Genomic DNA, 25,830 nt, shown 5'->3' with positions numbered 1-25,830 from the left:
GCGTCAACGGTTGCGTTGCCGCGCCAGCAAAACCAATAGATAGGGTGCACCGATAAGCGCCACTACCAGCCCGGCAGGTAGCTGCAGCGGTGGCATTAACGCCCGGCCGAGGGTGTCGCCGAGCAAGACCAGTACGGCGCCGAACAGCGCCGACAGTGGCAGCAACGCACCATGTCGATCACCACAAAGCTGGCGGGCCAGGTGCGGCGCGACCAGACCAACGAAGGTCATCACACCGATATTGGCCACCGTCGCGGCGGTCAGCATCACGCTGCTGAGCAACAACAGAAGCATCAGCCCGGTCAGGTTGAGGCCTCGACTGAGCGCCACGCCCTCACCCAACTGCATGAGATTGAGCTGACGATGGCACAACAGCAGCGGCAACCCTGCGATCAGCAACCACAACGCCAGGCTCTTTACCTGCGGCCAGCCGCCACGGTGCAGGCTACCGCCCAGCCACATCAGTGCCGACTCGACGCGATCGATATTGCCGTAGGTGATCAGCAGGTCAGCGACGGCGCCGAGCATGGCCGTCAGCCCCACACCAACCAGAATCAAACGCAGTGGTGCGATGCCGCCGCGCCAGGACAGCCCGACGATGAACAACGCCACCGCCAGTCCGCCCAGCAACGCCGCCATTGGATAAAGCTGCAGCGGTAGCGCTGACGGCCATAGCACCAGAATCAGCAGCATGGTGACGCTGGCCCCCGCCTCCACCCCTACCAGGCCGGGCGCCGCCAGAGGATTACGCGTCAGCGACTGCATCAGCACGCCTGCCAAAGCCATGGCCGCGCCACCGAGAATCGCCAGCAAGATGCGTGGCAGGCGCAACTCCCACAGCACGTTGTCCTGTATGGCCGACAGATCGCCGATAAACAGGCTCTGCCAGAGCTGAGCCATACCCAGCGAATAGCTGCCCACCGTGGCGGCGTAGAGCGCCAACCCCAGCAGCAGCACGACCAGTAACAGCGCGGACAGCATATCGATCGGCCGGCCGATCCAGGGCAGCCCGGCGAGACGTCTGGGCGTCGTCAGCCAGCGGCTCATTTCAACTTCCTCAGCACCAGGACGACGAACACCGGGCCACCGATCAGCGCCGTGACGATACCCGTGTTGAGTTCATAGGGGCTGACCAGGGTACGCGCAACGACATCGGCCAGAATCAGCAACAAGCCGCCCAGCAATGGCGTCGCCAGCAGTAGGCGACGCAAGTCATGCCCTACCAGCAGCCGCGCTGCATGCGGCACCACCAGCCCTACGAAACCGATAGGCCCGGCCAGGGCCACCGCGCAGCCAGACAGCAGCACAACCGCAGCCAGACTCAGCAGGCGCATGCGCAGCAGATTGACGCCCATGCTCGAAGCCACCTGCGCCCCGAGACGATAGGCATTCAGTGCCCGGACGTTGATCAGGCAAAGCACCACACCTGCGGCCAGGTATGGCCAGAGCCAGCTTGGCAGGTTGGCGCCAGCGATGCCCAGCGAGCCGGTCAGCCAACGGCGCAGACTATCGAGCCCCTGCTGATCGAGCAGCAGCAAGATAGCCGTGATGGAACCGAACAGCGCGGCCATCATTGCCCCGGAAAGCGTCAGGCGCACCGGATTGGGCCTACGCCCCGCCAGCAGCATGACCCCAACTGCGGCAACCAGAGCACCACTGAAGGCGAACAGCGGAATCATGCTCATGTCGTTGCCGGGCAACACCAGCAGCCCCACCACCACGAACAGCGCCGCACCACTGTTGATACCAAGAATGCCCGGATCAGCCAGAGGGTTGTCCCCCACGGCCTGCATCACCGTGCCCGCCAGACCCAGACAGCCACCCACCGCCATTGCCACCCACAGGCGCGGCAGACGAGAGCCCTGAATCACACTGTGATCGGAATTACTCGGGTCGTAGGCCACCAGCGCCTGCCAGACATCGCTCCACGGGATCGACTTGGCGCCCACCGCCAGATGCAGCATCGAGGCCAGGCCGACACCCACCAGAATCGACAACCAGATCGGCCAGGCCCACGCACGCATCACAGGCTTACCTGGCAATCAACGACGCGAGAGCGTGTGGATGAAGCCGGTACGCACAAAGGGTCGCCCGAATGCGGATCGGTAATGATGTGCGCATCCAGATCGAATACGGCCTTGAGGTTGTCCGGCGTGAACACATCCGCTGGAGCCCCCTGCGCATGCACCTTGCCCCGGCGCAGCATCACCAGATGATCTGCGTAGCGCGCAGCCTGGTTCAGGTCGTGCAACACGGCGACAATGGTGCGCCCCTGGTCACGCAGCTCGGCCAACAGCTCGAGCAAGGCAATCTGGTGGGCAATATCGAGAAAGGTGGTGGGCTCGTCGAGCAGGATCACCGGCGTGTCCTGCGCCAGGGTCATGGCGATCCAGCAGCGCTGCAGCTGGCCACCGGACAGGGTGGACAAGGTGCGATCCAGCAGCGTGGTGATGTCGGCCAGCGCTACCGCTCGATCCACTGCCTGCTGATCCTTCTCGCTCCACTGCTGCCACCAGTTCTGCCAGGGGTAGCGCCCCTGCATGACCAGCTCACGCACCGTGATACCGGCAGGTGAGGTGGTGCGCTGTGGCAACAGAGCAACGCGCTGAGCCAACTCGCGCCGCGAAAACTGCGCATGCGGCCTGCCCTCGAGCAGCACCTCACCACTGGCCACACGCTGCATGCGCGCCAGCACATTGAGCAAGGTGGTCTTGCCACAGCCATTGGCGCCAATCAGCGCGGTAAAGCAGCCATCGGGAATCGTCAGGCTGATGTCATCCAGCACCTTCAGCTCGTCAAACCGGAGCTGAAGTCGCATCGCTTTCAACATGCGCACACACTCGAATTCGAACCACGCCGCCAACCACTGACCAGCTCGAAGGCCAGACAGACTGACGGACATACGGGGTTCACCGCGAAAATCGTACCCAGCTCGACTTGCCTTGCTCCGTGCCAGTGTTCGAGCCTTGGGTCATTGCACGTAGCTTGCAGCAATAGCCTAGTGAAGACAATAAATTGTTAAGTAGTACAAATCTTTCTCATTTAGATGTAGAGTTCACGGCGCTATAGCAACCTGCCAACAGCGCTGCGCCATGATGGATCGTCAGAATGTCCTCGGCCACGCGCAGACATACCTCTAAAGACAACAGGACCCGTCACGCATGCGCCACGTATCGTTGCAAGAACGCCCGGAACACACCGCTCGACGCCCAGGATTTCGTCTTACAGCTATCGCCCTGGCTATGGCTAGCCTGAGTTCAGCGGGGTTATCTGCAGCCGAGCGAGACACCACGAATGCCACTCAGCCAGTGGAACTCGGCGCCACGACAGTGACCGGCCAGGCCCAGGAAAAACCCACGGGCTACGTGCCGGGTTACGTGGCCAAGCGCAACATGAGCGCGACCAAGACCGATACGCCGATCACCGAAACGCCGCAGTCGCTGTCGGTGGTGACCAGCGACGAGATCCGCGACCGCCAGTCGGAAACGTTGGCCCAGGCGCTGAGCTACACACCAGGGTTCACCGCCAGTTCGACCGCTTTCAACCGCACTGCGGATCGCTTCCGTATCCGCGGTTTCGAGGTCGAGTCCGGCACCGGCGGTTCGCTGCGCGATGGCCTGCGTCTGCAGAACAATTCCTACGACGGGATTCAGGAGCCTTATGGCCTGGAGCGCGTCGAGGTCGTTCGCGGCGCCGCTTCGGTGCTCTATGGTCAGCTCTCGCCCGGCGGCATGGTCAATGGCGTCAGCAAGCGTCCGACCGAAACGCCCTTCCATGAGCTGAACCTGCAAGTAGGCTCCCACGACCGCAAGCAACTCGCTGCAGACTTCAGCGGCCCGCTGGCTGGCAGCGACACCCTGAGCTATCGCCTGACCCTGCTCAGCCGCAACAGCGACACCCAGCAGGATCATATCAACGACGACAAGTTCTACATCGCCCCGGCGCTGACCTGGCGCCCCAACGAAGACACCTCGCTGACCCTGCTGTCCTTCTACCAGAAGACCGATACGCGCTTCCCCGCGTCCCTGCCCTATCAGTTGGTCAAAGGTGTAGGTGATAGCGCTTTCAAGATCGGTCGCCACGATTTCATCGGCGAGCCGGACTACGACGACATGAACGGCGAGATGTCGACGCTGGGCTACGAATTTCAGCACCACTTCAACGAAAACTTCACGCTCAATCATAAGCTGCGATATTACGAGTCGGATGTGAAGTTCAACTACGTTCAGCTTCCATTCTCGGGAGCGGCCAGAAGAGCAGCAATTGCGCAAGCCTCAGCCACTGGCATTCTGGCACGCCAATACAGTGATCGACGCGAGCGCGCGCGAACCTGGGCCAGCGATACCAATATTGAGTCGAAATGGCAGCTCGGTAGCACCGAGCACACCGTACTGGTTGGTTTCGACGGCTACGACACCTCCTACGACTCGCATAACTTCCGTGGCAACGCCCCAAGCCTGGATCTGACCCGTTACAACTATGGACAACCGGTAGTAGTAAACAAGGATCGCAGCCTGGATCGCGGCTCACAGCTCGACACACTACAAAAGGGTGTCTATTTCCAGGATCAGATCAAGTTCGACGACAAGTGGATATTGCTGCTCGGCGGCCGCCATGACTGGGCCGATCAGCAGCAAATGGCGCATCGCAATGACACCAAGGCCAGTCAGGATGACGAAGCCACTACTTACCGCGCAGGACTGGTCTACGTCGCAGATAATGGCCTGGCACCCTATATCAGCTACAGCGAGTCGTTCTTCCCGGTTTCCGTTGCGTCAGTCACCGGCCAGACCTTCGACCCCACCGAAGGCAAGCAGTATGAAGTCGGCGTGCGCTATCAGCCCAAGGACAGCAACCTGCTACTCAGTGCTGCCATTTACGAGTTAACCCAAACCAACGTCCTGAGCACCGACAACAATGGCGATCCTCAGCAGACAGATGAAGTCCGTTCCCGGGGCCTTGAACTCGAAGCCAAAGCGGACGTCACCACGGCTCTTAGCCTGATCGCCTCCTACGCTTACACCGATGCTCGTATTACCAAGACCGTCGACCCTGATAAAAGCGTTGGCCAACGCAGCGACGATACGCCCTACCACCAGGCCGCCCTGTGGGCCAGCTACGACTTCGTCAACTGGGGTATTCCGCAACTGACCGTAGGCGCCGGCGCTCGCTACATGGGTACAACCCAGGCCTCGGAAATGGATTCGGCCATGCCTGCCTATACCCTGTTCGACGCCATGGCCCGCTACCAGATCGACGACCACTGGAACGTGACCGTCAACGCCAGCAACCTGGCCAACAAGCGCTACACGCAGTGCTCGTTCTCCACCTGCCAATACGGTGACGAACGCACCCTGCTGACCTCGGTGAACTTCAACTGGTGATGCGTCCATACCCAGCAAACCGATGGAGTGGCAGGCTTCTACCGAAGCCTGCTGCCATCCTTGCAAACCACCAAAAACGAAAAAGCCGGCTGCAATAGCCGGCTTTTTCGTTGCGGAGTCGATGGCGTCCCCTGCTGGAATCGAACCAGCATCTAGCCCTTAGGAGGGGCTTATTCTATCCGTTGAACTAAGGGGACACGGCCGTATTGGCAACGACCGGGCCGCATCTTAGCGGCGACGCACGCATTTGTCATGTCGTGCCCCTCTCGCTGCCTAGCGCTGCCAGCTTTGGGAAACCACCCTGAGGGCCGCTGCAGCGCGCAGTGGTTGCACACCGCCGCGCAGACGCTCCAGCGCCATGCGGTCGGCAATCGCAGTGGTGGTCTCGCCTTCGCGTTCAGCGCGCTGGAAGATTTCCGTCAGGGTCGGGCCGATACCTTCGATATGCGCCTTGAGCTCAGCCGCAGTGCCGCCGGTGCGCTCGTAGCAGACGTCGATGATGCCACCTGCATTGATCGCATAATCCGGCGCGTACAGGCACTCGCGGCGGCGCAGCAGCTCGGCCAGGCTGGCATCGGCCAGCTGATTGTTGGCGGCGCCGGCGATGATCGGTGCACGCAGTGCTTCGAGGGTTTGCAGGTTGACGATGGCGCCCAGCGCGCACGGCGCGAACACGTCCACGTCGAGGCGGTAGATGTCGTGCTGGCCGACCGCAGTGGCGCCTAGCTGGCTGACCGCGCGCTGCACGTTGGCCTCGAAGATGTCCGTCACCCATAGCTGCGCGCCGGCTTCCTTGAGCAGCTTGGCCAGGCCAAAACCGACTTGGCCGACACCCTGGATGGCCACGCGCACGCCTTCAAGATCCTGACGCCCCAGGCGATGCGCTGCGGCCGCCTGGATGCCGATAAATACGCCATAGGCGGTCGAAGGCGACGGATCGCCGTCACGGCTGCCACCGCCGAAGGCTTCACGCTGCCCGGCGCCGGCCACATGGCGGGTGCGCTCGGCCATGATGCGCATCTCGGCCACGCCGGTGCCCGAATCCGCCGCAGTGACATAGCGCCCGCCCAGGCTGTCGACGAAATCGCCCATGGCCTGGAACAGCGCCTCGCTCTTGCCGGTGTGCGGGTCGCCGATGATCACCGCCTTGCCGCCGCCAAGCGGCAAACGGGCCAGCGCCGATTTGTAGGTCATGCCGCGCGACAGGCGCAGCACATCGCGCAGTGCCTCTTCGTCAGTGGCGTAGTTCCACATGCGGCAGCCGCCCAGTGCCGGGCCGAGCGTGCTGTCGTGGATGGCGATGATGGCTTTCAGGCCGCTGGCCTGGTCGTGGCCGTAAACCACCTGTTCGTGCTGATCGAAGTCGACGTGAGTGAAGACGGACATCGGGTTACCTCGGATGTAAAAAGCCGCCCCTCCCCCGCATGGGAGAGGGTGGCAAAGGGGATGGGAAGGTCAGGCAGCCGGTTCGAACAACTGCACCGCGGCGATCTCGCTGACGGTCAGACGCGCCTTGAGCTGCGTTGCCTGTTCGCGCGCCTTGGCCAGCGCCGCGTCCTTGACGTGGCCGTAGCCGCGGATCTGCTCCGGAATCTCGGCCAGCGCCACTGCCGTGCGGTAGTTACCGGCGTTGAGCTCGGCGAGCAGGTAGGCCACGTTGGCTTCGTACTCCTCGATCAGCTCGCGCTCCAGGCGGCGCTCGGCACTGTGACCGAACGGATCGAGCACGCTGCCACGCAGGAACTTGAAACGCGCCAGCACGCCGAATGCCTTGAGCATCCAGGGACCGAAGCTGCGCTTGCGCGGCTCGCCGGTGACCGTATCCGGCTTGCTCAACCAGCTCGGCGCCAGGTGGAACTGCAACTGGTAATCGCCTTCGAACTGCGCTTCGAGCTGTTTGCGGAAGGTCTCGTCACTGTACAGCCGCGCCACTTCGTACTCGTCCTTGTAGGCCAGCAACTTGAAGTAGTAGCGCGCCACAGCCTTGCTCAGGCGCTGCTGGGCATCGCTGTCGGCCTTGCGCACACGCTCGACCAGCGCCCGGTAGCGTTCGGCATAGGCCGCGTTCTGGTAGGCGGTCAGGCGCTGCACACGGTCGGCGACGATCTCATCGAGCGTGCTGCAATGCGGCACTTCGACGACCTTGGGCGCAGCGACTTTCTCCACCGCGGTCAGGTCATGCGCGGCGCGACGGCCCCAGAGGAAGGCCTGCTGGTTGAGCTGCACCGCCACGCCATTGAGCTCGATGGCCTTGTTGAGCGCCTCTGCCGACACCGGCACCAGACCCAGCTGATAGGCATAGCCGAGCATGAACAGGTTGGTGGCGATGCTGTCACCGAGCAACCGGGTCGCCAGGCGAGTGGCATCGACGAAGCGGGTCTTGCCCTCACCCACCGCCTCGCTGATCGCTTCGCGCATGGCAGCGCCGGGCACCTGGGCATCGGGATTGCGGGTGAATTCGGCGGTCGCCGACTCGTGACTGTTGATCACCGCATGGGCGATCTTGTCGTTGAGCTTGGCCAGCGCCTCCTCACTGGACGACACCACCAGGTCGCAACCCAGCAGCAGATCGGTTTCTCCGGCGGCGATGCGCACCGCGTAGATATCGCTCTGCCGCGCAGCGATACGGATGTGGGTGATCACCGGGCCGAACTTCTGCGCCAGGCCGGCCTGGTCAAGCACCGTGCAGCCCTTGCCTTCGATATGCGCGGCCATGCCCAGCAGTGCACCGACGGTGGTCACGCCACTGCCACCGACGCCGGGCAACAGGATGTTCCAGGGCCGACTCAGGGCCGGCTGCTTCGGCTCCGGCAAGGCGATGAACAGCGCGCCCAGGCCAACGGCCTCGGGCTTGCGCAGGCTGCCGCCATGCACGGTGACGAAGCTCGGGCAGAAGCCCTCCAGGCAACTGAAGTCTTTGTTGCAGGCGCTCTGGTCGATCTCGCGTTTGCGCCCCAACTCGGTCTCCAGCGGCAGTACCGAGAGGCAGTTGGATTTGACGCTGCAATCACCGCAGCCTTCGCACACCGCCGGGTTGATGAAGGCGCGCTTGGCCGGATCGACCAGCTTGCCGCGCTTGCGCCGACGGCGCTTCTCGGTGGCGCAGGTCTGGTCGTAGAGGATCACCGAGCAGCCCTTGACCTCGCGCAACTCGCGCTGCACGGCGTCCAGCTCGCGGCGGTGATGGAAGGTCACGCCCGGGGCGAAGGTGGCGCGGGTCGGGTACTTGTCCGGCTCGTCGCTGACCAGGGCGATGCGTTTCACGCCTTCGGCATGCACCTGCTGGCTGAGCTGGTCGATGCGCAGCTCACCGTCGATGGGCTGGCCGCCGGTCATGGCCACCGCGTCGTTGTAGAGGATCTTGTAGGTGATGTTGACCCCGGCGGCCACGGCGGCGCGCAGGGCCAGGTGACCGGAGTGGAAATAGGTGCCATCACCGAGGTTCTGGAACACATGCGGGGTGTCGGTGAACGGCGCCTGGCCGATCCAGGTGGCACCCTCGCCGCCCATCTGGGTAAAGGTATCAGTGCTGCGGTCCATCCACTGGGTCATGTAGTGGCAACCGATGCCACCCAGGGCACGGCTGCCTTCCGGCACCTTGGTCGAACTGTTGTGCGGGCAGCCGGAGCAGAAATGCGGGGTGCGCACAGTCTTGTGCTTGGGCGCGGCCAGGGCCTTTTCCTTGGCATCGAGAAAGGCCAGGCGCTCCTCAATGGTCGGGCTGCTGTAGATCGGCGCCAGGCGCTTGGCGATCACCCGGGCGATCATCGCCGGGGTCAGTTCACCGAGGTTGGGCAGCAGCGAATTGCCTTGTTCATCGAACTCGCCGACCACCCGCGGGCGTTTGCCCACCGGCCAGTTGTATAGCTGCCCCGTAAGCTGGTCTTCGATGATGCTGCGTTTTTCCTCCACCACCAGGATCTCATCCAGGCCTTCGGCGAACTGGTGCACGGACACCGGTTCCAGCGGCCAGCTCATGCCGACCTTGAGCACTCGCAGGCCAACCTTGGCGCACAGCGCCTCGTCCAGGCCGAGGTCATCCAGGGCCTGACGCACATCGAGGTAGGACTTGCCGGTGGTGATGATGCCGAGGCGCGGGTTGGGCGAATCGAGTTTGACCTGGTTGAGGTTGTTGGCCAGGGCGAAGGCACGCGCGGCGTAGATCTTGTAGACGTTGAGGCGCTTTTCCTGGGCCAGGGGCGGATCCGGCCAGCGGATATGCACGCCGTCTTCCGGCAGTTGGAAATCCTCGGGAATCTTGATCTGGATGCGCAGCGGATCGACGTCCACCACGGCCGAGGAATCGACGTTCTCGGCGATGGTCTTCAGCGCCACCCAGCAGCCGCTGTAGCGCGACAGCTCCCAACCGATGATGCCGTAGTCCAGCACTTCCTGAACGTTGGCCGGGTTGAGCACCGGAATCGACGCGGCAATGAAGGCGTGCTCGCTCTGGTGGGCGATGGTCGAGGACTTGCAGCCATGGTCGTCACCGGCCAGCAAGAGCACACCGCCGTGCTTGGAGACCCCGGCCGAGTTGCCGTGCTTGAACACGTCGCCGCTGCGGTCGACGCCCGGCCCCTTGCCGTACCACATGGCGAACACGCCGTCGTAGCGCGCGCCGGGGAACAGGTTGGCCTGCTGGCTGCCCCACACTGCCGTCGCGCCCAACTCTTCGTTGATGCCAGGCTGGAAGTGGATGTGGTTTTCCTTCAGGTAATCGCGCGCATCCCACAGGCTCTTGTCCAGACCGCCCAGAGGCGAGCCGCGATAGCCGGAGATGAAGCAGGCGGTATTGAGTCCGAAGGCGGCGTCACGCTGCTTCTGCAGCATGGGCAGGCGGGTCAGCGCCTGGGTGCCGGTCAGGTAGAGGTGACCAGTAGCGAGGCGGTATTTGTCATCCAGGCGGATTTCGGCCAGTGACATGGAGCGCTCCTTTTATTCTTATGGCGAGCACAGGGAGCGCGACGGTAAACACGCTCCGTTGGATCCTGCCGCAGGATCACTGCGACGGATTTGCCTAAATCATGACCGGAGGGTTCCGCTTTTTTCTTTCTTTTTTTCAGCAGCGAGGGCGATACTTCGCATGATCCTTCCAACAATTAAAAAAAATCGGAAACAATCATGCAGGACAAGCTCAGCCCCATCGACCGCCGGATTCTCCGCCTGCTGCAACACAATGCCGACCTCTCGGCTGCCGAGGTAGCAGAAAAGGTCGAGTTGTCGCAGTCGCCCTGTTGGCGACGGATCAACCGCATGCAGGAAGAAGGACTGATCGAGCGCAAGGTCGCCCTGCTCAATCACAAGCGCCTGGGCTTCGGCATCACGGTGTTCGTCGACATCAAGCTATCGGCCCACGGCCGCGGCAATCTGGACGAATTCGAGCAGGCCGTGGTGGGCTATCCGCAAGTGCTGGAGTGCTACAGCATGGCCGGCGGCTCGGACTACCTGCTCAAGGTGGTGGCCAAGGACATCGCCGATTACGAGCGTTTCCTGCGTGACCACCTGTTGCAGCGCCCGCATGTGCATGAAGCGCACTCGCATATCGCCATGAGCGAGGTCAAACGCACCACCGAGCTGCCGCTGGATTAAGACAGGGCCTGGCGCCTGGCCCTGCGCGCCCTCCAAGCGGCCAGCAGCGACGGGCCGAGTGCAGTGAGGGCCGAGCCGAGCACGACCACCACGGCGCCTGCATAGGCGATCCAGTTGACCTGTTCGGGCAGCACATGGTCAGGCCACCAGGTCGATGCCAGGGCCACGGAGACGAACGTCACCAATGGCGTCAGTGCCAGGGTCGCGCTGACTCTCGAGGCCTCCCAGTGCGCCAGCGCCTCGGCGAAGGCGCCGTAGGCCACCAGAGTATTGAGGCAGCAGGCCAGCAGCAGCCAGCCCTGCAGCGGGCTCAGCTCGAGCACCTGCAGCGGCTGCGCCCAGGGCGTCAGCAACAGTGCGCAGGCCAGGTAGATGACCATCATCACCTGCACCGAGCTCCACGAGGTCAGCAGCTGCTTCTGCGCCAGGCCGTAGAAGGTCCAGACGAAGGCAGCAGCCAGGACGGTGAGCACGCCGGTGGTATAGGTGGTCAGCGAGGTCAGCAGTTCGCCCAGACGCTGATTGAAGAACAGACCGAAGCCCAGCAGCATCACCATCAGGCCAATCGCCTGGCCCAGGCTGAAGCGCTCGCGAAAGACGAACAGGCTGCTGATCAGCAGCAGGATGGGCGCCACCTGGATCACCAGTTGCGTGGTACCGGGGCTGAGCAGATTGAGCCCGACCAGATACAGCACATAGTTGGACGTCAGCCCAGCGATGGCCAGCGCCAGCAGCCAACCGCCCTTGCGCCCCAGAGGACGAAAACGTGGCAGCCGGCGGCTCGCAGCGAGGTAGGCCAGCAGCAGGGAACCGGCCACGGCCAGGCGGTACCAGGTGACCGTCACCGGGTCCATCACCTGCAGTACTTCTTTCAATTTGATCGGCAGGATGCCCCACAACACTGACGTGATCAGGGCCAACAGCAGGCCGTACATCCAACGGCCGGATGAAATGTGCATGACAACCTCTGGCAGGCAGCCAACAGAGCGTGTCGACCGCAGCAGAGCATTCTAGGAGAGGCCACCACACCGACACAGCAACAGTTCAGCCCGGTTGCAGCGCAGAACTGTACTGCTGGGCACACCAGCAACGCCAACCAGCCGGCGTCAAAAACCCCAAAAAACCACAGAAAAGCAGCCAAAAGGACGCCAAAGTCGACCACCTGTCGCCTGGCCAGGCAGGCCGCATCGCCCACAGTAGACTCAGCTTATCCAGCCCCTGCAGATGGAGCCCTCACCATGTTCGGCCAACGCAGCCTCGACCCTCAACCGGGTACGCATTACCGCAGCTCACGCGTCAGCGCCGTCAATGGCCAGTATTTCTTCGCCACACGCGAAGGCACGCTGGAAGGCCCCTACCGCTCGCGCCACGACGCCGAACAGAGCATCGTGCGTTACATCGAACGCATGGTCATGGCCGACAAGCTGATGCGCCACAGCAGCGAGCACATTGATAACCTGCAGCGGCGCGAAGCGATCAAGCACAACCAGGAGCCTTGAGCGCTCACGCTACAGGTGCGCCAACCCCAGGTCGCCTCGATGCGCCGCCAGGTGTGGCAAGACCGCCGCCAGCAGCGGCTCCTTGAAGGCATCCTGAAAGCGGTGCGCCAGGCCCGGAATCAACTTGAGCTCGGCTCCCTTGATGTGCGCCGCCACGTGCACGCCATGCATCACCGGCAACAGCGGGTCGGCGGTACCGTGTACCACCAGTGTCGGCACCTTCAGGCGATTGAGCAGTTCGACCCGGCTGGACTCGGCAAGAATCGCCAGTAACTGGCGCTGCACCCCTTCGGGGTTGAAGGCACGGTCATAGGCGACCTCGGCCTGGTGCAGAAGCAGGGCACGATCATCATGCACCGCCGGGCTACCGAGCGCCGCCAGCAGGTCCGCCTGTTGCTGCAACGCCGCCTCGCGACTGCCCGCCTCGCGTCTTGCCAGCAGCGCCACCAGCGCATCGCTGGGGGCCGGCAAACCCTGGGCACCCGAGCTGGTCATCACCAGCGTCAGGCTCAGCACCCTCTGCGGCGCCAGGTCGGCCAGGTGCTGGGCGATCATGCCGCCCATGCTCGCGCCCAGCACATGAAAGCGCTCGACACCGAGCTGATCCATCAGCCCCAGAGCATCGCCGGCCATGTCCCGCAGGTGGTAAGGCACGCCGAGGGACAACCCCAGGCGATAGCGCAGCACTTCGTAAGGCAGGTTGATGCTTGGCGCAGGCTTTCGCCAACTGCTCAGACCCACATCGCGGTTGTCGAAGCGTACGACGCGAAAACCCTGCTGACACAAACGCTCGACCACCTCGTCAGGCCAGTGGATCAACTGCCCGCCCAGCCCCATCACCAGCAGCAGAGTCGGATCGCGCTCACTGCCAACACTTTGATAGGCCAGGCGCACATCGCCAACGTCGGCATAGCGGGTGGGCTCATTCAGATCACAACGATTGGCCGCAAGAGTCGGCAGGCCGCATAGCAATGCGGCGAGAAAGATCAGTACACGCATGAAAAACACCAGAAACGCAGAACCCCACTGAAACGCGAGTCTGATGAAAGTCATTCGGCGGCGCTGCCACACAAGCGTGACAGTTTGATGAAGGAGGACGAACGGTTGCCCGAATGGTGACCAAAAGCCCAGCCCAGAGCGTCGCGCTGCCCTCCCCTCAGGTGCCCGAGGGAGGGGCAGCGCGACTGGCGGCAATCAGGCCAGCTCGACGCGCAACTGCCTGGCAGCGGCGACCATGTTCACCAGCGCGGCTTCGGTTTCCGGCCAAGCGCGGGTCTTCAGGCCGCAATCGGGGTTGACCCACAGGCGCTCCAGCGGAATGCGCCGTGCCGCCTTGCGCAGCAACCCGGCCATCTCGGCACTGTCAGGCACACGCGGCGAGTGAATGTCATAAACGCCCGGGCCGATCTCGTTGGGATATGCGAAGCGCTCGAAAGCCTCCAGCAACTCCATGTCCGAACGCGAGGTCTCGATGGTGATGACGTCAGCATCCATCGCCGCGATGGACTCGATCACATCATTAAACTCGCTGTAGCACATGTGGGTATGGATCTGCGTCTCGTCACGCACGCCGCTGGCGGTCAGGCGGAAGGCTTCGGTAGCCCAGCCCAGATAGTGCTGCCAAGCCGCCTGACGCAGCGGCAAGCCCTCGCGGAACGCAGCCTCGTCGATCTGGATGATCTTGATGCCGGCCACTTCCAGATCCACCACCTCGTCACGAATCGCCAGCGCCAGTTGCCTGGCCTGCACTTCACGGGCCACGTCCTCGCGCGGGAACGACCACATCAGCATGGTCACCGGGCCTGTGAGCATGCCCTTGATCACCTTGTCGGTCAGGCCCTGAGCGTAGGTGATCCACTCCACGGTCATGGCCTTGGGCCGACTCAGGTCACCGACGATCACCGCCGGTTTGACGCAGCGCGAACCGTAGCTCTGCACCCAGCCGAAGCGGGTAAAGGCGTAGCCGTCGAGTTGCTCGGCGAAGTACTCGACCATGTCGTTGCGCTCGGCCTCGCCATGCACCAGCACGTCCAGACCCAGGCGCTCCTGCACCTGTACCGCATGGCGGATTTCGCTGTGCATGGCCTCGGTGTACTCGGCGTTGCTGAGCTTGCCCTGCTTGAACGACTGCCGCGCCAGGCGGATGGCCGAAGTCTGCGGGAAGGAGCCGATGGTCGTGGTCGGCAGCAAGGGCAGCTGCAGGCACTCGCGCTGCTGTTCGATACGCGCGGCGAACGGCGACTGGCGCTGGGCATGGCGCGGACGAATCGCCGCCAGGCGGGCCTGCACCTCGGGCTTGTGAATACGCGTTGAAGTGGCGCGAGCCGCCTGGACTGCGCGGCTCGCCTCCAGCGCCGCTTGCACCGCGGCATCCTGCGGCGCCTCCAGGGCCTTGCCGAGCAATGCCGCCTCCTGGCACTTCTGCACGGCGAAGGCCAACCAGCCTTTCAGCTCGGCGTCGAGCTGGTCTTCACGGGCCAGGTCCACCGGGCTGTGCAGCAGCGAGCAGGACGGCGCCACCCACAGCCGCTCGCCCAGACGCTCATGAGCATGACGCAGCACCTCGAGGGCTTTATCCAGATCGCAGCGCCAGACATTGCGCCCATTGACCACGCCCAAGGACAGCACCTTATAGGCCGGCAGACGATCGAGAATGGTCGGGTACTGCTCGGGCGCACGCACCAGATCGATGTGCAAGCCGTCCACCGGCAGGTTGGCGGCCAGGCCCAGGTTGTCTTCCAGGCCAGCAAAATAGGTGGCGATCAACTTCTTGCATGGCTCGCGCTGGATCAGGTTGTAGGCACGCTCGAAGGCGTTCTTCCACGCCTGCGGCAGATCCAGCACCAGGATCGGCTCGTCGATCTGCACCCACTCCACGCCCTGTGCAGCCAGACGCTGGAAGATCTCGCCATAGACCGGCAGCAGACGCTCGAGCAGCTCCAGCTTGTCGAAGTCGTCGCCCTTGGCCTTGCCCAGCCACAGATAGGTCAGCGGACCGATCAGCACCGGCTTGACCCGGTGACCGAGCGCCTGAGCCTCAGCCACCTCCTCGAACAGTTGCTCCCAGCTCAGGGCGAACCGTTGATCGGCACTGAACTCCGGCACCAGGTAGTGGTAGTTGGTATCGAACCACTTGGTCATCTCTTGCGCATGAGCGCCGCCACAACAACTGCTACTGACGCCACGCGCCATGGCGAACAGGGTATCCAGCGTCGGCTTGCCCGCAGCCGAACGAAAGCGCTCGGGAATCACCCCGAAAGCCATGGAGTGACCGAGTACCTGGTCGTACCAGGCGAAGTCCCCCACGGGCAGCAGATCGATGCCGGCATCCTTCTGCAGCTGCCAGTGCTCGGCACGCAAGCGCTGGCCGACGGAGCGCAGACCGGCTTCGTCCAGCTCGCCTTTCCAGTGCGCTTCGAGGGCTTTTTTCAGTTCGCGGTCGCGACCAATGCGCGGGAAACCGAGAGAGTGAGACAGGGCCATGTGGTGAAACTCCAGAATCAATCGAGATGGCGCCATTCTCGGCATCACGTCAGAGTGAGACAAACTCAAGATTTTCGTCTTGATCTAAAGTTTTACTCATGTAGGCTGTATGAACCATTTTCATCCAGTTACGGCATTGGATGAATGAAGCCCTAGTAGAGACCCGTCATGCTCGAACTCCGCCACCTGAAAACCCTGCACGCCCTGCGCGAAACCGACAGCCTGGTGGAAGCCGCCGAGCGCCTGCACCTGACCCAGTCGGCGCTGTCGCATCAATTCAAGGAACTGGAAGAACGCCTCGGCCTGCAGCTGTTCGTGCGCAAGACCAAGCCGGTACGCTTCACCAGCGCCGGCCTGCGTCTGCTGCAACTGGCCGACGCCACCCTGCCCCTGCTGCGCGGCGCCGAGCGTGACCTGGCGCGCCTCGCTGGTGGCACTGCCGGCCGCCTGCACATGGCCATCGAGTGCCATAGCTGCTTCCAGTGGCTGATGCCGACCATCGACCAGTTCCGCGACGCCTGGCCGGAGGTGGAGCTGGATCTGGCCTCGGGATTCTCCTTCGCCCCTTTGCCGGCGCTGGCCCGTGGCGACCTGGACCTGGTGGTGACCAGCGACCCCATCGAGCTCGCCGGCATCACCTACGTACCGCTGTTCACCTACGAAGCCATGCTCGCCGTGGCCAACCAGCACCGCCTGGCACACAAGGCCTGCATCCAGCCGCAGGATCTGGCCACGGAAACCCTGATCACCTACCCGGTGGAACGCGACCGCCTGGACATCTTCACCCGCTTTCTCGAACCCAACGACGTCGAGCCGGCACAGGTACGCACCTCCGAGCTGACGGTGATGATGATGCAACTGGTGGCCAGCGGGCGTGGCGTATGCGGCCTGCCCAACTGGGCGCTGCACGAGTACAGCTCGCGTGGCTACGTCAGCGCCAAGCGTCTGGGCGAAAAAGGCTTGTTCGCCACCCTCTACGCGGCGATCCGCACCGATATGCTCGACGCGCCGTTCATGCGTGACTTCCTGCTCACCGCCAAGGACACCTCGTTCGCCAGCCTCGAGGGCGTCAGCGTCGCGCGCTGAGCGTCCTTTCACACACAAGGCAGCTGGCAGCCAAACGAATTTCGTCGGCTGCCCGCGTGCTTCGCCCTCATCGTGGGCAGCCATGTGACGCCCTGCCATCCGTAACAGCTGCAGCCTGCGAGCAACGCGCCTGGCCGGTAATTGCCTTGTTACAACTCTCGCCTTGCTGCGCCGTGACTGACGGTCATAGCATGACCGCCGGTCACGTCAATTTGCGGAAATGTCCATGCGCTACCAGGATCAACTCTTCCAGCAACGCGAAAGCGCCCTCCTCGAAGCCGCCCGCCAGCTGTTCCAGAGCCAGTCCTGGGACCGCGTCACCATCGCCGAAGTGGCACGCCATACCGGCATCGGCAAGGGCACCGTGTACAAGCACTTCCCCAGCAAGGAAGCGCTCTATGCGCGCCTGGTGCTCGATCGTTCGCGCATGCATCTGACCGAGCTGCGGGCACTTTCTCACTCCGCACCGGCGCCGGAGGCCATGCGCCGAATGATCCGTCGCGCCTTCGAGCAGTTGCTGGCCGACCCACTGCAGGCCCAGCTATGCCTGCACTGCGATCGACCGGCCTTTCAGGAACGACTGGAACCGCCCTACCGCGAGCAATTCCTCGAACTCGAAGCCGAGTACGTGGCCCTGTTCGGTGAATTGCTGCAGAACAGTTTCGCCGGTCTGCAGCTCTCTGCCGAGCATTGCCAGCACCTGCTGTGGGGCGTGGAGGCCTGCATCAACGGGGTGATGACGCGCATTGCCTCGGGCGGCTTCGAGCATTGGGCCGACCCCATTGCCTTCGACGCCTATTTCGAGCGCGTCACCGACTTCATCATCGCCGGCCTGCAGGGCCAGGCCGCCGCGCTGCTGGCAGCGCCCGCCATCAACGAGTGAGCCATCGCCATGTTCGCGCAATTGAGCAAACGCCCCTGGATCATCGCCGTCGTCATCGTCGTTGTGTTGCTGCTTTGGCTGCTCAGCGGAGACCGCTTCATGGCACGCGACGACGTACAAGCCGAGCCCGACAAGCCTGTCGTAGCGCCCGAACTGGCCAGGGTCGAGGTGCAATGGCTGGAGGCACAGCCCATGCAGCGCCAGCATGTCGTGCAAGGTCAGGTCGAGGCCTGGCGGCGGGTAGAGCTGCGCGCCCAGGTCAGCGGCAGTGTGCAGAACCTGGATCAGGACAAGGGCAATCGGGTCGCTGCCGAGCAACTGCTGCTCAGCCTCTCGCCAGATGACCGCCCGGCCCAGGTCGCACGCAGCGAGGCCGATGTACGCCAGCGTCAGAGCGATGTCAGCGCAGCCAAACGCCTGCGTGAACGCAGCCTGGTCTCGGCCAATGAACTGATGCGCCTGGAGAGCGAGCTGGCCAAGGCCCGCGCCGAACTCGACAGCGCCCGTCTGCAGCAACGCAACACCAAGATCAGAGCGCCGTTTGCCGGCATCTATGACCAGCGCATGGTCGAACTCGGCGATTTCGTCCAGCCCGGGCAAAGCCTGTTGACCCTGGTGGATATCGACCGACTCAAGGTCAGCGCACAGATTGCCCAGCAGCAGGTCATCCAGCTCGAATTGGGCCAACCTGTCACAGTGGAACTGCTCGACGGCCGCACGCTGCAGGGCGAGCTGTACTTCATCGCCGCCGCCGCCGACCCTGGCTCGCGCAGCTTCCGTATCGAGGTCAAGGTGGACAACCCGGACGGCCTGCGCCTGGCCGGCGCCAGCGCCACGCTGCATATCCAGACCGGCGAAACCATGGCCCACCGCCTGTCCCCCGCGCTGCTCAGCCTGGACGAAAACGGCCGCCACGGCGTCAAGTGGGTCAATGATGCGCAGCGCGTGGAGTTCACCCCGGTCGAGCTGATCAGCGTCGATAACCAGGGCGCCTGGGTCAGCGGCCTGCCAGCGAGGGTGGCCTTGATCACCCTTGGCCAGGGCTTCGTCCAGCCGGGTCAGCAGGTGCGCACGCAACTCGCCGAGGGCAGCTGAGATGCACGCACTGATCGCTGCCGCTCTCGACCGCAGCCGCACCACCATCCTGATCCTGCTGTTTCTGCTTTGCGGCGGACTGGTGGCCTATATCGCCATGCCCAAGGAGTCCAACCCGGACGTCGCCATCCCGATGATCTACGTCTCGGTCACCCTTGAAGGCATCAGCCCGGAAGATGGCGAACGCCTGCTGGTGCGCCCGCTGGAGCAGGAGCTGCGCAGCCTGGAGGGCGTCAAGGAAATGCGCTCGGTGTCCAGCGAGGGCCATGCGTCGGTGACGCTGGAGTTCGACGCAGGCTTCGATGCCAAGGTGGCGCTGGCCGATGTACGCGAGAAAGTCGACACCGCTCGCAGCAAGCTACCAGAGGAAGCGGACGAGCCTACGGTCACCGAAGTCAACGTGGCGCTGTTTCCGGTGCTGTCGGTGGGGCTGTCCGGACCGATTGCCGAAACCGAACTGGTGTACATCGCCAGGCGCCTGAAGGAGAACATCGAAGGCATCGCCGAAGTGCTGTCGGTGGAAATCGGCGGTGACCGCGAGGACCTGCTGGAGATCGTCGTCGACCCGCAGGTGCTCGACAGCTACGGGATCGATTACAACGAACTGTTCAACCTGGTCAGTCGCAACAACCGCCTGGTCGCTGCCGGCAGCCTGGATACCGGTGCCGGCCGCATGAGCATGAAGGTGCCCGGCGTCATCGAAAACCTCGAAGACGTGATGAACATGCCGATCAAGGTGGTCGGTGACAGCGTGGTCACCTTCGCCGACGTCGCCACCATCCACCGTACCTTCAAGGACCCGACCGGTTTCGCCCGCATCAACGGCCAGCCGGCCATCGTGCTGGAGGTGGCCAAGCGCAGCGGCGCCAACATCATCGAGACCATCGATCAGGTCAAGGCGCTGATGGCGCAGGCGGCGCCCCTGCTGCCGCCGGGCGTGGAAGTCAGCTACATCATGGACCAGTCGCAGGAGGTGCAGAGCATGCTCGGCGACCTCCTCAACAACGTGCTGACCGCCATCGTCCTGGTGTTGATTCTGGTGGTGGCGAGCATGGGCATGCGCTCGGCACTGCTGGTCGGGCTGACCATTCCCGGCGCCTTCCTCAGCGGCATTCTGCTGATCTGGATGCTCGGCTTCACCCTCAATATCGTCGTGCTGTTCAGCCTGATTCTGGTGGCCGGCATGCTGGTCGACGGCGCCATCGTCGTCTCCGAGCTGGCCGACCGCTACCTGCAGCAGGGACAGACGCCGCGTCAGGCCTGGGCCAACGCCGCCACGCGCATGGCCTGGCCGGTGATCGCCTCCACCGCCACCACCCTGGTGGTGTTCCTGCCATTGCTGTTCTGGCCTGGCGTGGTCGGTCAGTTCATGAAGTACCTGCCGGCCACGGTGATCATCTGCCTGCTGGCCTCACTGGCCATGGCGCTGGTGTTCCTGCCGGTGCTCGGCGCCGTCACGGGCGGCCAGGCCCGACCGCGCGCGCCGTCTACTCACCTCGCGGGCAGCCTCTATCGCCAGTTGCTGGAAACCCTGCTCAAGCGTCCCGGCCTCACGCTGCTCGGCATGCTCGCGTTGGTTGCGCTGATTTACGTCGGCTACGGGCGCTTCAACCATGGCGTGGAGTTCTTCCCCGACGTCGAACCGGAAAGCGCGCAGATCTGGCTGCGCGCACGCGGCGATCTGTCAGTGCAGGAGAAGGACGCCCTGCTCAAACAGGTCGAGAAGCAGGTGCTTGGCATGCGCGAGGTCAAAGCGCTGTATGCCCGCTCCCTGGCGCAGCCGGAAGGCCAGCTCGGCGCCGATGTGATCGGCACCTTGCAGTTCCAGTTCGTCGACTGGCACCAGCGCCGCCCCGCCAAGGAGATTCTTGCCGACATGAGCCAGCGCACCGCCGGAATCCCCGGGGTGATACTGGAATTTCGCCAACAGGAACAAGGCCCCACCGATGGCAAACCGGTGAAGCTGCAGATCAGTGCGCTGGATCCGGCACAGGGCGAAGCGTGGGTCGAGCGTATTCGCGGGGAAATGCACAAGCTCGGTGGTTTCGTCGATATAGAAGACGACCGCGCCCTGCCCGGCATCGAATGGCGGATCAAGGTCGACCGCGAGGCCGCCGCGCGCTTCGGCGCCGACGTGCTCAGCGTCGGCAACGCGGTACAGATGATCACCAATGGCCTGAAGCTGGCCACCTACCGCCCGGAAGATGCCACCGACGAAGTCGACATTCGCGTGCGTCTGCCTGGCAACTGGCGCTCGCTCGACCAGCTCGGCCGCCTGACGCTGAACACGCCGGCGGGCCAGGTGCCTCTGAGCAACTTCGTCGACCTGCAGCCGGCGCCCAAGGTCGGCACCCTGCGCCGCGTCGACGGGGATCGCACCATCACCCTGCAGGCAGACTTGGCCGAAGGTGCGCGCCTGGATGAACGCCTCAAGGCATTGCGTGAAGCGCTCGGCGAAGTGCCGGCCGAGGTCAAGGTGACATTCGCAGGTGAAGATGCTGACCAGCGCGAGGCGGCCACCTTCCTGATGACGGCCTTCGCCGTCGCCATCTTCCTCATGGCGATCATCCTGGTGACCCAGTTCAACAGCCTCTACCAGGCTGCGCTGGTGCTGTCGGCCATCGTCCTTTCCACTGCCGGGGTGTTGATCGGCTTGCTGGTCAACGGCCAGTCGTTCGGCATCGTCATGGTCGGCATGGGTCTGATCGCCCTGGCCGGCATCGTGGTCAACAACAACATCATTCTGATCGACACCTATAACCAACTGCGCCGCCAGGGCCTGGAGCCACGCGAAGCCGCGCTGGAAACCGGCAGCCTGCGCTTGCGTCCGGTGCTGCTGACCGCGGTGACCACCATCCTCGGCCTGATGCCAATGGTACTCAGCGTCAATGTCGACCTGATCAGCCCCAGCCTCGGCTTCGGCGCACCCTCGACGCAGTGGTGGACCCAACTGTCCAGCGCCATCGCCGGCGGCCTGGCCTTCGCCACCGTACTGACCCTGCTGCTTACGCCCTGCATGCTGGTACTCGGTGCTCGCTTCGAGCGCCGCCCACCGCCACTGGAGACCTACGACACCGACCTGCTCGACCTGCCGGAACACCTCATGCCCCCTCGCCCGAACGCGGTGCGGCGGCAAAGCACCGACTGAAACGGCCTCCCGAGAGGGGGATATGGCAAAATGCCATACATCATCTAGACTACTCAGCAATGACGACCAAGGGCGGGGATGGAAAGGCAGCAGGGATGCTATTTACAGGCAGCGGGCGCACAGCGCCCTGCAGAAACGACAAAGCCCTCTGCGTGAGGGCCTTGTATTTCACTCGCCTCGCAGACCAGCGAAGGCAATGAAGACCGAGCTAACGAAGTGTATGGGGTCGGCATCCTGCCTGTTGGCCACTTCGTTAGCCCGGTACCCGGAGAGTAGATCAGGCAGTGGCATTGTGCCAAGCAGCAATTACGTGGTGCCCTTCACATAGCAAGAAGCTCCTCGCCGTACTGCAGCACGCGCCAACCCCAATAAAGCATCTACCGCGTAACACTCCGCAACTTAGCACTAACGTCACAGAGCATGTTTCGCACAACTTTCGAGCAAAACCGAAAACGCACGCCACACAAGCATGCACGGAGAGATGTTGTTTTTATGGCGCCATAAAAACAACATGAAATAACGAGACTGTTTTTTGACGCCCAAAAAAGATCGAAATATAAGTTATTGTTTTTATTATAAAAATAACAAAAAATCGCCGAATTAAAAAACAACTAAAAGTTTGGTTCAGGTTTTGCTTGAAATGCCCTAACAGCCAACTTAGTATCCGCGCCATCTCAGATCCCCCCGACGTAATATTGCAGTAATTAGCCTGCAATCTTATCGGTGCGATCATGAACACGGATGTTGGTCAGCACTTTTGAAATAGACCGACTCAACTACTGCGAGATATGGAACCATGAGAATCAGCATCTTTGGATTGGGTTATGTAGGCGCTGTTTGCGCCGGGTGTTTGTCGGCCCGTGGCCACGAGGTCATTGGGGTCGACGTTTCTCAGACCAAGATCGACTTGATCAACCAGGGCAAATCGCCAATCGTCGAACCCGGCCTGGCTGAACTGCTCGACGCTGGCGTACGTTCCAAGCTGCTGCGCGGCACCACTGACGTCAGCGCAGCCGTTCTGGCCAGCGAACTCTCGTTCATTGCCGTCGGTACACCGAGCAAGCGCAATGGCGATCTGGACCTCGGCTACATGGAATCGGTGTGCCAGCAGATCGGCACCGCCCTGCGTGAGAAGCAGGAACGTCACACCATCGTCGTGCGCAGTACGGTGTTGCCTGGCACGGTAAAGAATGTCGTGATTCCACTGATCGAAGCGGCATCCGGCAAGAAAGCCGGCATCGATTTCGGCGTGGCCACCAACCCCGAATTCCTGCGCGAAAGTACTGCGATCAAGGACTACGACTTCCCGGCGATGACCGTAATCGGCGAACTGGATGAACAGTCCGGCGACCTGCTTCAGGAGCTGTACAGCGAACTCGACGCCCCGATCATCCGCAAGTCGATCGAAGTCGCCGAGATGATCAAGTACACCTGCAACGTGTGGCATGCCGCTAAGGTCACTTTCGCCAACGAGATTGGCAACATCGCCAAGGCCGTCGGCGTCGATGGCCGCGAAGTGATGGACGTGATCTGCCAGGATCACAAACTCAACCTGTCCAAGTACTACATGAAGCCCGGCTTCGCCTTCGGCGGCTCCTGCCTGCCCAAGGATGTGCGCGCTCTCTCCTACCGCGCTGGCAGCCTCGACGTCGAAGCGCCGCTGATCGGCTCGCTGATGCGCAGCAACGCAGCCCAGGTGAAAAGAGCCTTCGACATCGTCGCTGGCTACGACAAGCGCCGTATCGGCCTGCTGGGCCTGAGCTTCAAAGCCGGTACCGATGACCTGCGTGAAAGTCCGCTGGTAGAGCTGGCCGAAATGCTCATCGGCAAGGGTTACGAGCTGAGGATCTTCGACAGCAACGTTGAATACGCCCGCGTGTTCGGCGCCAACAAGGAATACATCGAATCGAAGATCCCGCACGTCTCCTCGCTGCTGTGCAAGGAGCTGGACGAGGTTGTAGCGGCCTCCGACGTCGTGATCATCGGCAACGCCGAACCACGCTTCGCCGAGGTGGTGAAGAACATTGGAAAGGACAAGCAGATCGTCGATCTGATCGGTTTCATGGAGCACGCCACCCAGGCGAACCAGGAAGGCATTTGCTGGTAAGCAAAAGCTAACAACAACGTAGGCGGCACTTCTCGGTGCCGCTCGACTGGTTACGGCGCCTGCCGGTTTCCTGCCAACAGCCCTGAATCGATGATTGCAAGGAGCGACACCATGATCCCTCTGATTTTGTCTGGCGGCAGCGGCTCTCGCCTGTGGCCCCTGTCACGCAAGCAGTATCCCAAGCAGTTTCTCGCCCTGACCGGAGGCGAGACGATGCTCCAGCAGACCCTCGGGCGCCTGGCGATCGAGGGCATGAGCAAGCCCATCGTGGTGTGCAACGAAGATCACCGTTTCATCGTCAGCGAACAGCTCGCGAGCATCGATCAGGCCGCGCAGACCATCCTGCTCGAACCATTCGGCCGCAACACTGCCCCCGCAGTGGCGATCGCCGCCATGCATCTGCTGGCCGAAGGTCGCGACGAACTGTTGCTGGTCCTGCCAGCCGACCACGTGATCGAAGACGTGTCGGTGTTCCACCAGGCTCTGGGTATAGCTCGCAAGGCTGCGCTAGAGGGCGCGATGGTGCTGTTCGGTGTACCGGCTGAACGGCCGGAGACTGGCTATGGCTATATAAAGACCGGCCACGACGCTGAAGGCCTGCCGGCTGGCGTCCTCTCGGTCGAGGCATTCGTGGAGAAGCCCGACCTGGCGACGGCCAGTGAATTCGTTGCGCAAGGCGACTATGTCTGGAACAGCGGCATGTTTCTGTTCCGCTGCAGCCGCTACCTGGAGGAGCTGCAGCGTCACGATCCGGACATCTATGACACCTGCCAGCTGGCCCTGAGCCGTAGCACGCGGGACTTGGAGTTCATCCGCATCGACCCGAGCGCTTTCGAGTGCTGCCCTGACAACTCCATCGACTACGCCGTGATGGAGAAAACCGACCGGGCCTGCGTGGTGCCACTTGCCGCTGGCTGGAACGACGTCGGCTCGTGGTCTGCGCTATGGGACGTGCAAGACAAGGACAGCAACGGCAACAGCCAGTCCGGCGACGTGATCCTGCACGATAGCCGCAATTGCCTGGCGCACAGCCAGAGCAAACTGGTGACCCTGGTCGGCCTGGACGATGTGGTAGTCGTGGAGACCAAGGACGCCGTCATGGTCGCGCACAAGGATCGCGTGCAGGACGTCAAACAACTGGTCAACAACCTGACCAGCAAGGGTCGCAGCGAAGCGGACAACCACTGTCAGGTGTATCGCCCCTGGGGCAGCTACGACTCGATCGACAGTGGCAATCGCTTCCAGGTCAAACGCATCGTCGTGAAACCGGGCGCCAGCCTGTCCCTGCAAAAACACCATCACCGCGCCGAACACTGGATCGTGGTATCCGGCACGGCCCGTGTGACCTGCGACGACAAGACGTTCCTGCTCTGGGAAAATCAGTCGACCTACATCCCCATCGCCGCCGTTCACCGCCTGGCCAACCCCGGCAAGATTCCCCTGGAAATCATCGAGGTCCAGTCAGGTAGCTACCTGGGTGAAGACGATATCGAGCGTTTCGAGGATGTCTACGGCCGCACCGGCGACGTGACGATCAGCTAACCCGGCTAGACGTG

The 25,830-nt window shown here is 62.8% G+C and carries 16 protein-coding genes, 1 tRNA gene and 1 pseudogene; 9 read left to right on the top strand and 9 right to left on the bottom strand.

The features are described from left to right. Positions 1 to 3: 3 nt before the first annotated feature. Genes ACN8M7_RS13665 through ACN8M7_RS13655 form a run of 3 tightly spaced genes read right to left on the bottom strand, consistent with a single transcriptional unit; the run spans position 4 to position 2,818 of the window. On the bottom strand, positions 4 to 1,047 hold the full coding sequence (locus ACN8M7_RS13665; RefSeq protein WP_490261106.1) for a FecCD family ABC transporter permease: 1,044 nt from the start codon (positions 1,045 to 1,047) through the stop codon (positions 4 to 6). Next, positions 1,044 to 2,024: a FecCD family ABC transporter permease gene (locus tag ACN8M7_RS13660; protein WP_490261105.1), complete on the bottom strand. Its 981-nt coding sequence runs from the start codon at positions 2,022 to 2,024 to the stop codon at positions 1,044 to 1,046. The genes ACN8M7_RS13665 and ACN8M7_RS13660 overlap by 4 nt, the downstream gene beginning before the upstream one ends. After that, the gene (locus ACN8M7_RS13655) at positions 2,024 to 2,818 is read right to left on the bottom strand and encodes an ABC transporter ATP-binding protein (RefSeq protein ID WP_490261104.1); all 795 of its coding nucleotides are present in this window, start codon (positions 2,816 to 2,818) and stop codon (positions 2,024 to 2,026) included. Before ACN8M7_RS13655 ends, ACN8M7_RS13660 begins: the two co-directional genes overlap by 1 nt. Before the next feature lie 424 nt (positions 2,819 to 3,242). Here ACN8M7_RS13655 and ACN8M7_RS13650 point away from each other — a divergent pair, with 424 nt between their 5' ends. After that, positions 3,243 to 5,384, top strand: a complete 2,142-nt coding sequence (locus ACN8M7_RS13650; protein WP_490261103.1) for a TonB-dependent siderophore receptor — start codon at positions 3,243 to 3,245, stop codon at positions 5,382 to 5,384. Between the two features lie 122 nt (positions 5,385 to 5,506). Here the strand turns inward: ACN8M7_RS13650 and ACN8M7_RS13645 are convergent. The 3 genes from ACN8M7_RS13645 to ACN8M7_RS13635 form a co-directional block, all read right to left on the bottom strand. Continuing rightward, a tRNA-Arg gene (locus ACN8M7_RS13645) sits at positions 5,507 to 5,581 on the bottom strand. Positions 5,582 to 5,657: 76 nt separating this feature from the next. Further along, a complete protein-coding gene (locus ACN8M7_RS13640) occupies positions 5,658 to 6,770 on the bottom strand; it encodes a Leu/Phe/Val dehydrogenase (protein ID WP_490261102.1) in 1,113 nt (370 codons plus the stop codon). A 69-nt stretch (positions 6,771 to 6,839) separates the two neighbouring features. Further along, positions 6,840 to 10,307 carry an indolepyruvate ferredoxin oxidoreductase family protein gene (locus tag ACN8M7_RS13635; RefSeq protein WP_490261101.1) on the bottom strand — a complete coding sequence of 1,156 codons (3,468 nt, stop codon included), beginning with the start codon at positions 10,305 to 10,307 and terminating at the stop codon, positions 6,840 to 6,842. A gap of 198 nt (positions 10,308 to 10,505) precedes the next feature. On the opposite strand from ACN8M7_RS13635, the gene ACN8M7_RS13630 reads away from it, so the two are divergent. Beyond that, a complete protein-coding gene (locus tag ACN8M7_RS13630) occupies positions 10,506 to 10,973 on the top strand; it encodes an Lrp/AsnC family transcriptional regulator (RefSeq protein WP_013714912.1) in 468 nt (155 codons plus the stop codon). On the opposite strand, the gene ACN8M7_RS13625 is transcribed toward ACN8M7_RS13630, so the two are convergent. Then, positions 10,970 to 11,932 carry a DMT family transporter gene (locus ACN8M7_RS13625; protein WP_490261100.1) on the bottom strand — a complete coding sequence of 321 codons (963 nt, stop codon included), beginning with the start codon at positions 11,930 to 11,932 and terminating at the stop codon, positions 10,970 to 10,972. The genes ACN8M7_RS13630 and ACN8M7_RS13625 overlap by 4 nt on opposite strands. 279 nt (positions 11,933 to 12,211) lie before the next feature. Between ACN8M7_RS13625 and ACN8M7_RS13620 the strand changes: the two are divergent. Further along, positions 12,212 to 12,382 (top strand): annotated as a pseudogene (locus ACN8M7_RS13620) (DUF6316 family protein); the annotation flags it as partial. Positions 12,383 to 12,481: 99 nt separating this feature from the next. On the opposite strand, the gene ACN8M7_RS13615 reads toward ACN8M7_RS13620, so the two are convergent. Both ACN8M7_RS13615 and metE read right to left on the bottom strand, forming a co-directional pair. Further along, positions 12,482 to 13,471 (bottom strand): alpha/beta fold hydrolase, encoded by a 990-nt coding sequence (locus tag ACN8M7_RS13615; RefSeq protein ID WP_061241662.1) that lies wholly within the window; start codon positions 13,469 to 13,471, stop codon positions 12,482 to 12,484. A gap of 195 nt (positions 13,472 to 13,666) precedes the next feature. Continuing rightward, complete coding sequence (gene metE / locus ACN8M7_RS13610) at positions 13,667 to 15,955, bottom strand: 5-methyltetrahydropteroyltriglutamate--homocysteine S-methyltransferase (RefSeq protein ID WP_490261099.1); 2,289 nt, start codon at positions 15,953 to 15,955, stop codon at positions 13,667 to 13,669. Between the two features lie 168 nt (positions 15,956 to 16,123). Here metE and metR point away from each other — a divergent pair, with 168 nt between their 5' ends. The 6 genes from metR (at position 16,124) to ACN8M7_RS13580 (ending at position 25,816) form a co-directional block, all read left to right on the top strand. Then, positions 16,124 to 17,041, top strand: a complete 918-nt coding sequence (gene metR, locus ACN8M7_RS13605; protein WP_061241551.1) for a transcriptional regulator MetR — start codon at positions 16,124 to 16,126, stop codon at positions 17,039 to 17,041. 226 nt (positions 17,042 to 17,267) lie between these two features. Further along, positions 17,268 to 17,924: a TetR/AcrR family transcriptional regulator gene (locus ACN8M7_RS13600; protein WP_061241553.1), complete on the top strand. Its 657-nt coding sequence runs from the start codon at positions 17,268 to 17,270 to the stop codon at positions 17,922 to 17,924. 9 nt (positions 17,925 to 17,933) lie between these two features. Next, positions 17,934 to 19,019, top strand: coding sequence for an efflux RND transporter periplasmic adaptor subunit (locus ACN8M7_RS13595; RefSeq protein ID WP_490261098.1), 1,086 nt, complete (start codon positions 17,934 to 17,936; stop codon positions 19,017 to 19,019). 1 nt (position 19,020) lies between these two features. Continuing rightward, complete coding sequence (locus ACN8M7_RS13590; RefSeq protein ID WP_490261097.1) at positions 19,021 to 22,167, top strand: efflux RND transporter permease subunit; 3,147 nt, start codon at positions 19,021 to 19,023, stop codon at positions 22,165 to 22,167. 796 nt (positions 22,168 to 22,963) lie between these two features. Beyond that, positions 22,964 to 24,274, top strand: coding sequence for a nucleotide sugar dehydrogenase (locus ACN8M7_RS13585; protein WP_061241558.1), 1,311 nt, complete (start codon positions 22,964 to 22,966; stop codon positions 24,272 to 24,274). Between the two features lie 111 nt (positions 24,275 to 24,385). Beyond that, the gene (locus ACN8M7_RS13580; RefSeq protein ID WP_490261096.1) at positions 24,386 to 25,816 is read left to right on the top strand and encodes a mannose-1-phosphate guanylyltransferase/mannose-6-phosphate isomerase; all 1,431 of its coding nucleotides are present in this window, start codon (positions 24,386 to 24,388) and stop codon (positions 25,814 to 25,816) included. The last annotated feature ends 14 nt before the right edge of the window (positions 25,817 to 25,830 follow it).

It is taken from the genome of Pseudomonas spartinae, from assembly GCF_965197125.1.
Classification (GTDB): Bacteria; Pseudomonadota; Gammaproteobacteria; order Pseudomonadales; family Pseudomonadaceae; genus Aquipseudomonas; species Aquipseudomonas composti_A.
The sequence above is the reverse complement of the archived record's forward strand: the minus strand, read 5'-3'. Positions and strand labels throughout refer to the sequence as shown.

Bases quoted from the DNA above. Each gene is read 5' to 3' on its own strand.
- ACN8M7_RS13595 (WP_490261098.1), top strand. From the start codon at position 17,934: ATGTTCGCGCAATTGAGCAAACGCCCCTGGATCATCGCCGTCGTCATC.
- ACN8M7_RS13590 (WP_490261097.1), top strand. From the start codon at position 19,021: ATGCACGCACTGATCGCTGCCGCTCTCGACCGCAGCCGCACCACCATC.
- metR (WP_061241551.1), top strand. From the start codon at position 16,124: ATGCTCGAACTCCGCCACCTGAAAACCCTGCACGCCCTGCGCGAAACC.
- ACN8M7_RS13630 (WP_013714912.1), top strand. From the start codon at position 10,506: ATGCAGGACAAGCTCAGCCCCATCGACCGCCGGATTCTCCGCCTGCTG.
- ACN8M7_RS13640 (WP_490261102.1), bottom strand. From the start codon at position 6,770: ATGTCCGTCTTCACTCACGTCGACTTCGATCAGCACGAACAGGTGGTT.
- ACN8M7_RS13655 (WP_490261104.1), bottom strand. From the start codon at position 2,818: ATGCGACTTCAGCTCCGGTTTGACGAGCTGAAGGTGCTGGATGACATC.
- metE (WP_490261099.1), bottom strand. From the start codon at position 15,955: ATGGCCCTGTCTCACTCTCTCGGTTTCCCGCGCATTGGTCGCGACCGC.
- ACN8M7_RS13650 (WP_490261103.1), top strand. From the start codon at position 3,243: ATGGCTAGCCTGAGTTCAGCGGGGTTATCTGCAGCCGAGCGAGACACC.
- ACN8M7_RS13625 (WP_490261100.1), bottom strand. From the start codon at position 11,932: ATGCACATTTCATCCGGCCGTTGGATGTACGGCCTGCTGTTGGCCCTG.
- ACN8M7_RS13615 (WP_061241662.1), bottom strand. From the start codon at position 13,471: ATGCGTGTACTGATCTTTCTCGCCGCATTGCTATGCGGCCTGCCGACT.
- ACN8M7_RS13660 (WP_490261105.1), bottom strand. From the start codon at position 2,024: ATGCGTGCGTGGGCCTGGCCGATCTGGTTGTCGATTCTGGTGGGTGTC.
- ACN8M7_RS13580 (WP_490261096.1), top strand. From the start codon at position 24,386: ATGATCCCTCTGATTTTGTCTGGCGGCAGCGGCTCTCGCCTGTGGCCC.
- ACN8M7_RS13600 (WP_061241553.1), top strand. From the start codon at position 17,268: ATGCGCTACCAGGATCAACTCTTCCAGCAACGCGAAAGCGCCCTCCTC.
- ACN8M7_RS13585 (WP_061241558.1), top strand. From the start codon at position 22,964: ATGAGAATCAGCATCTTTGGATTGGGTTATGTAGGCGCTGTTTGCGCC.
- ACN8M7_RS13635 (WP_490261101.1), bottom strand. From the start codon at position 10,307: ATGTCACTGGCCGAAATCCGCCTGGATGACAAATACCGCCTCGCTACT.
- ACN8M7_RS13665 (WP_490261106.1), bottom strand. From the start codon at position 1,047: ATGAGCCGCTGGCTGACGACGCCCAGACGTCTCGCCGGGCTGCCCTGG.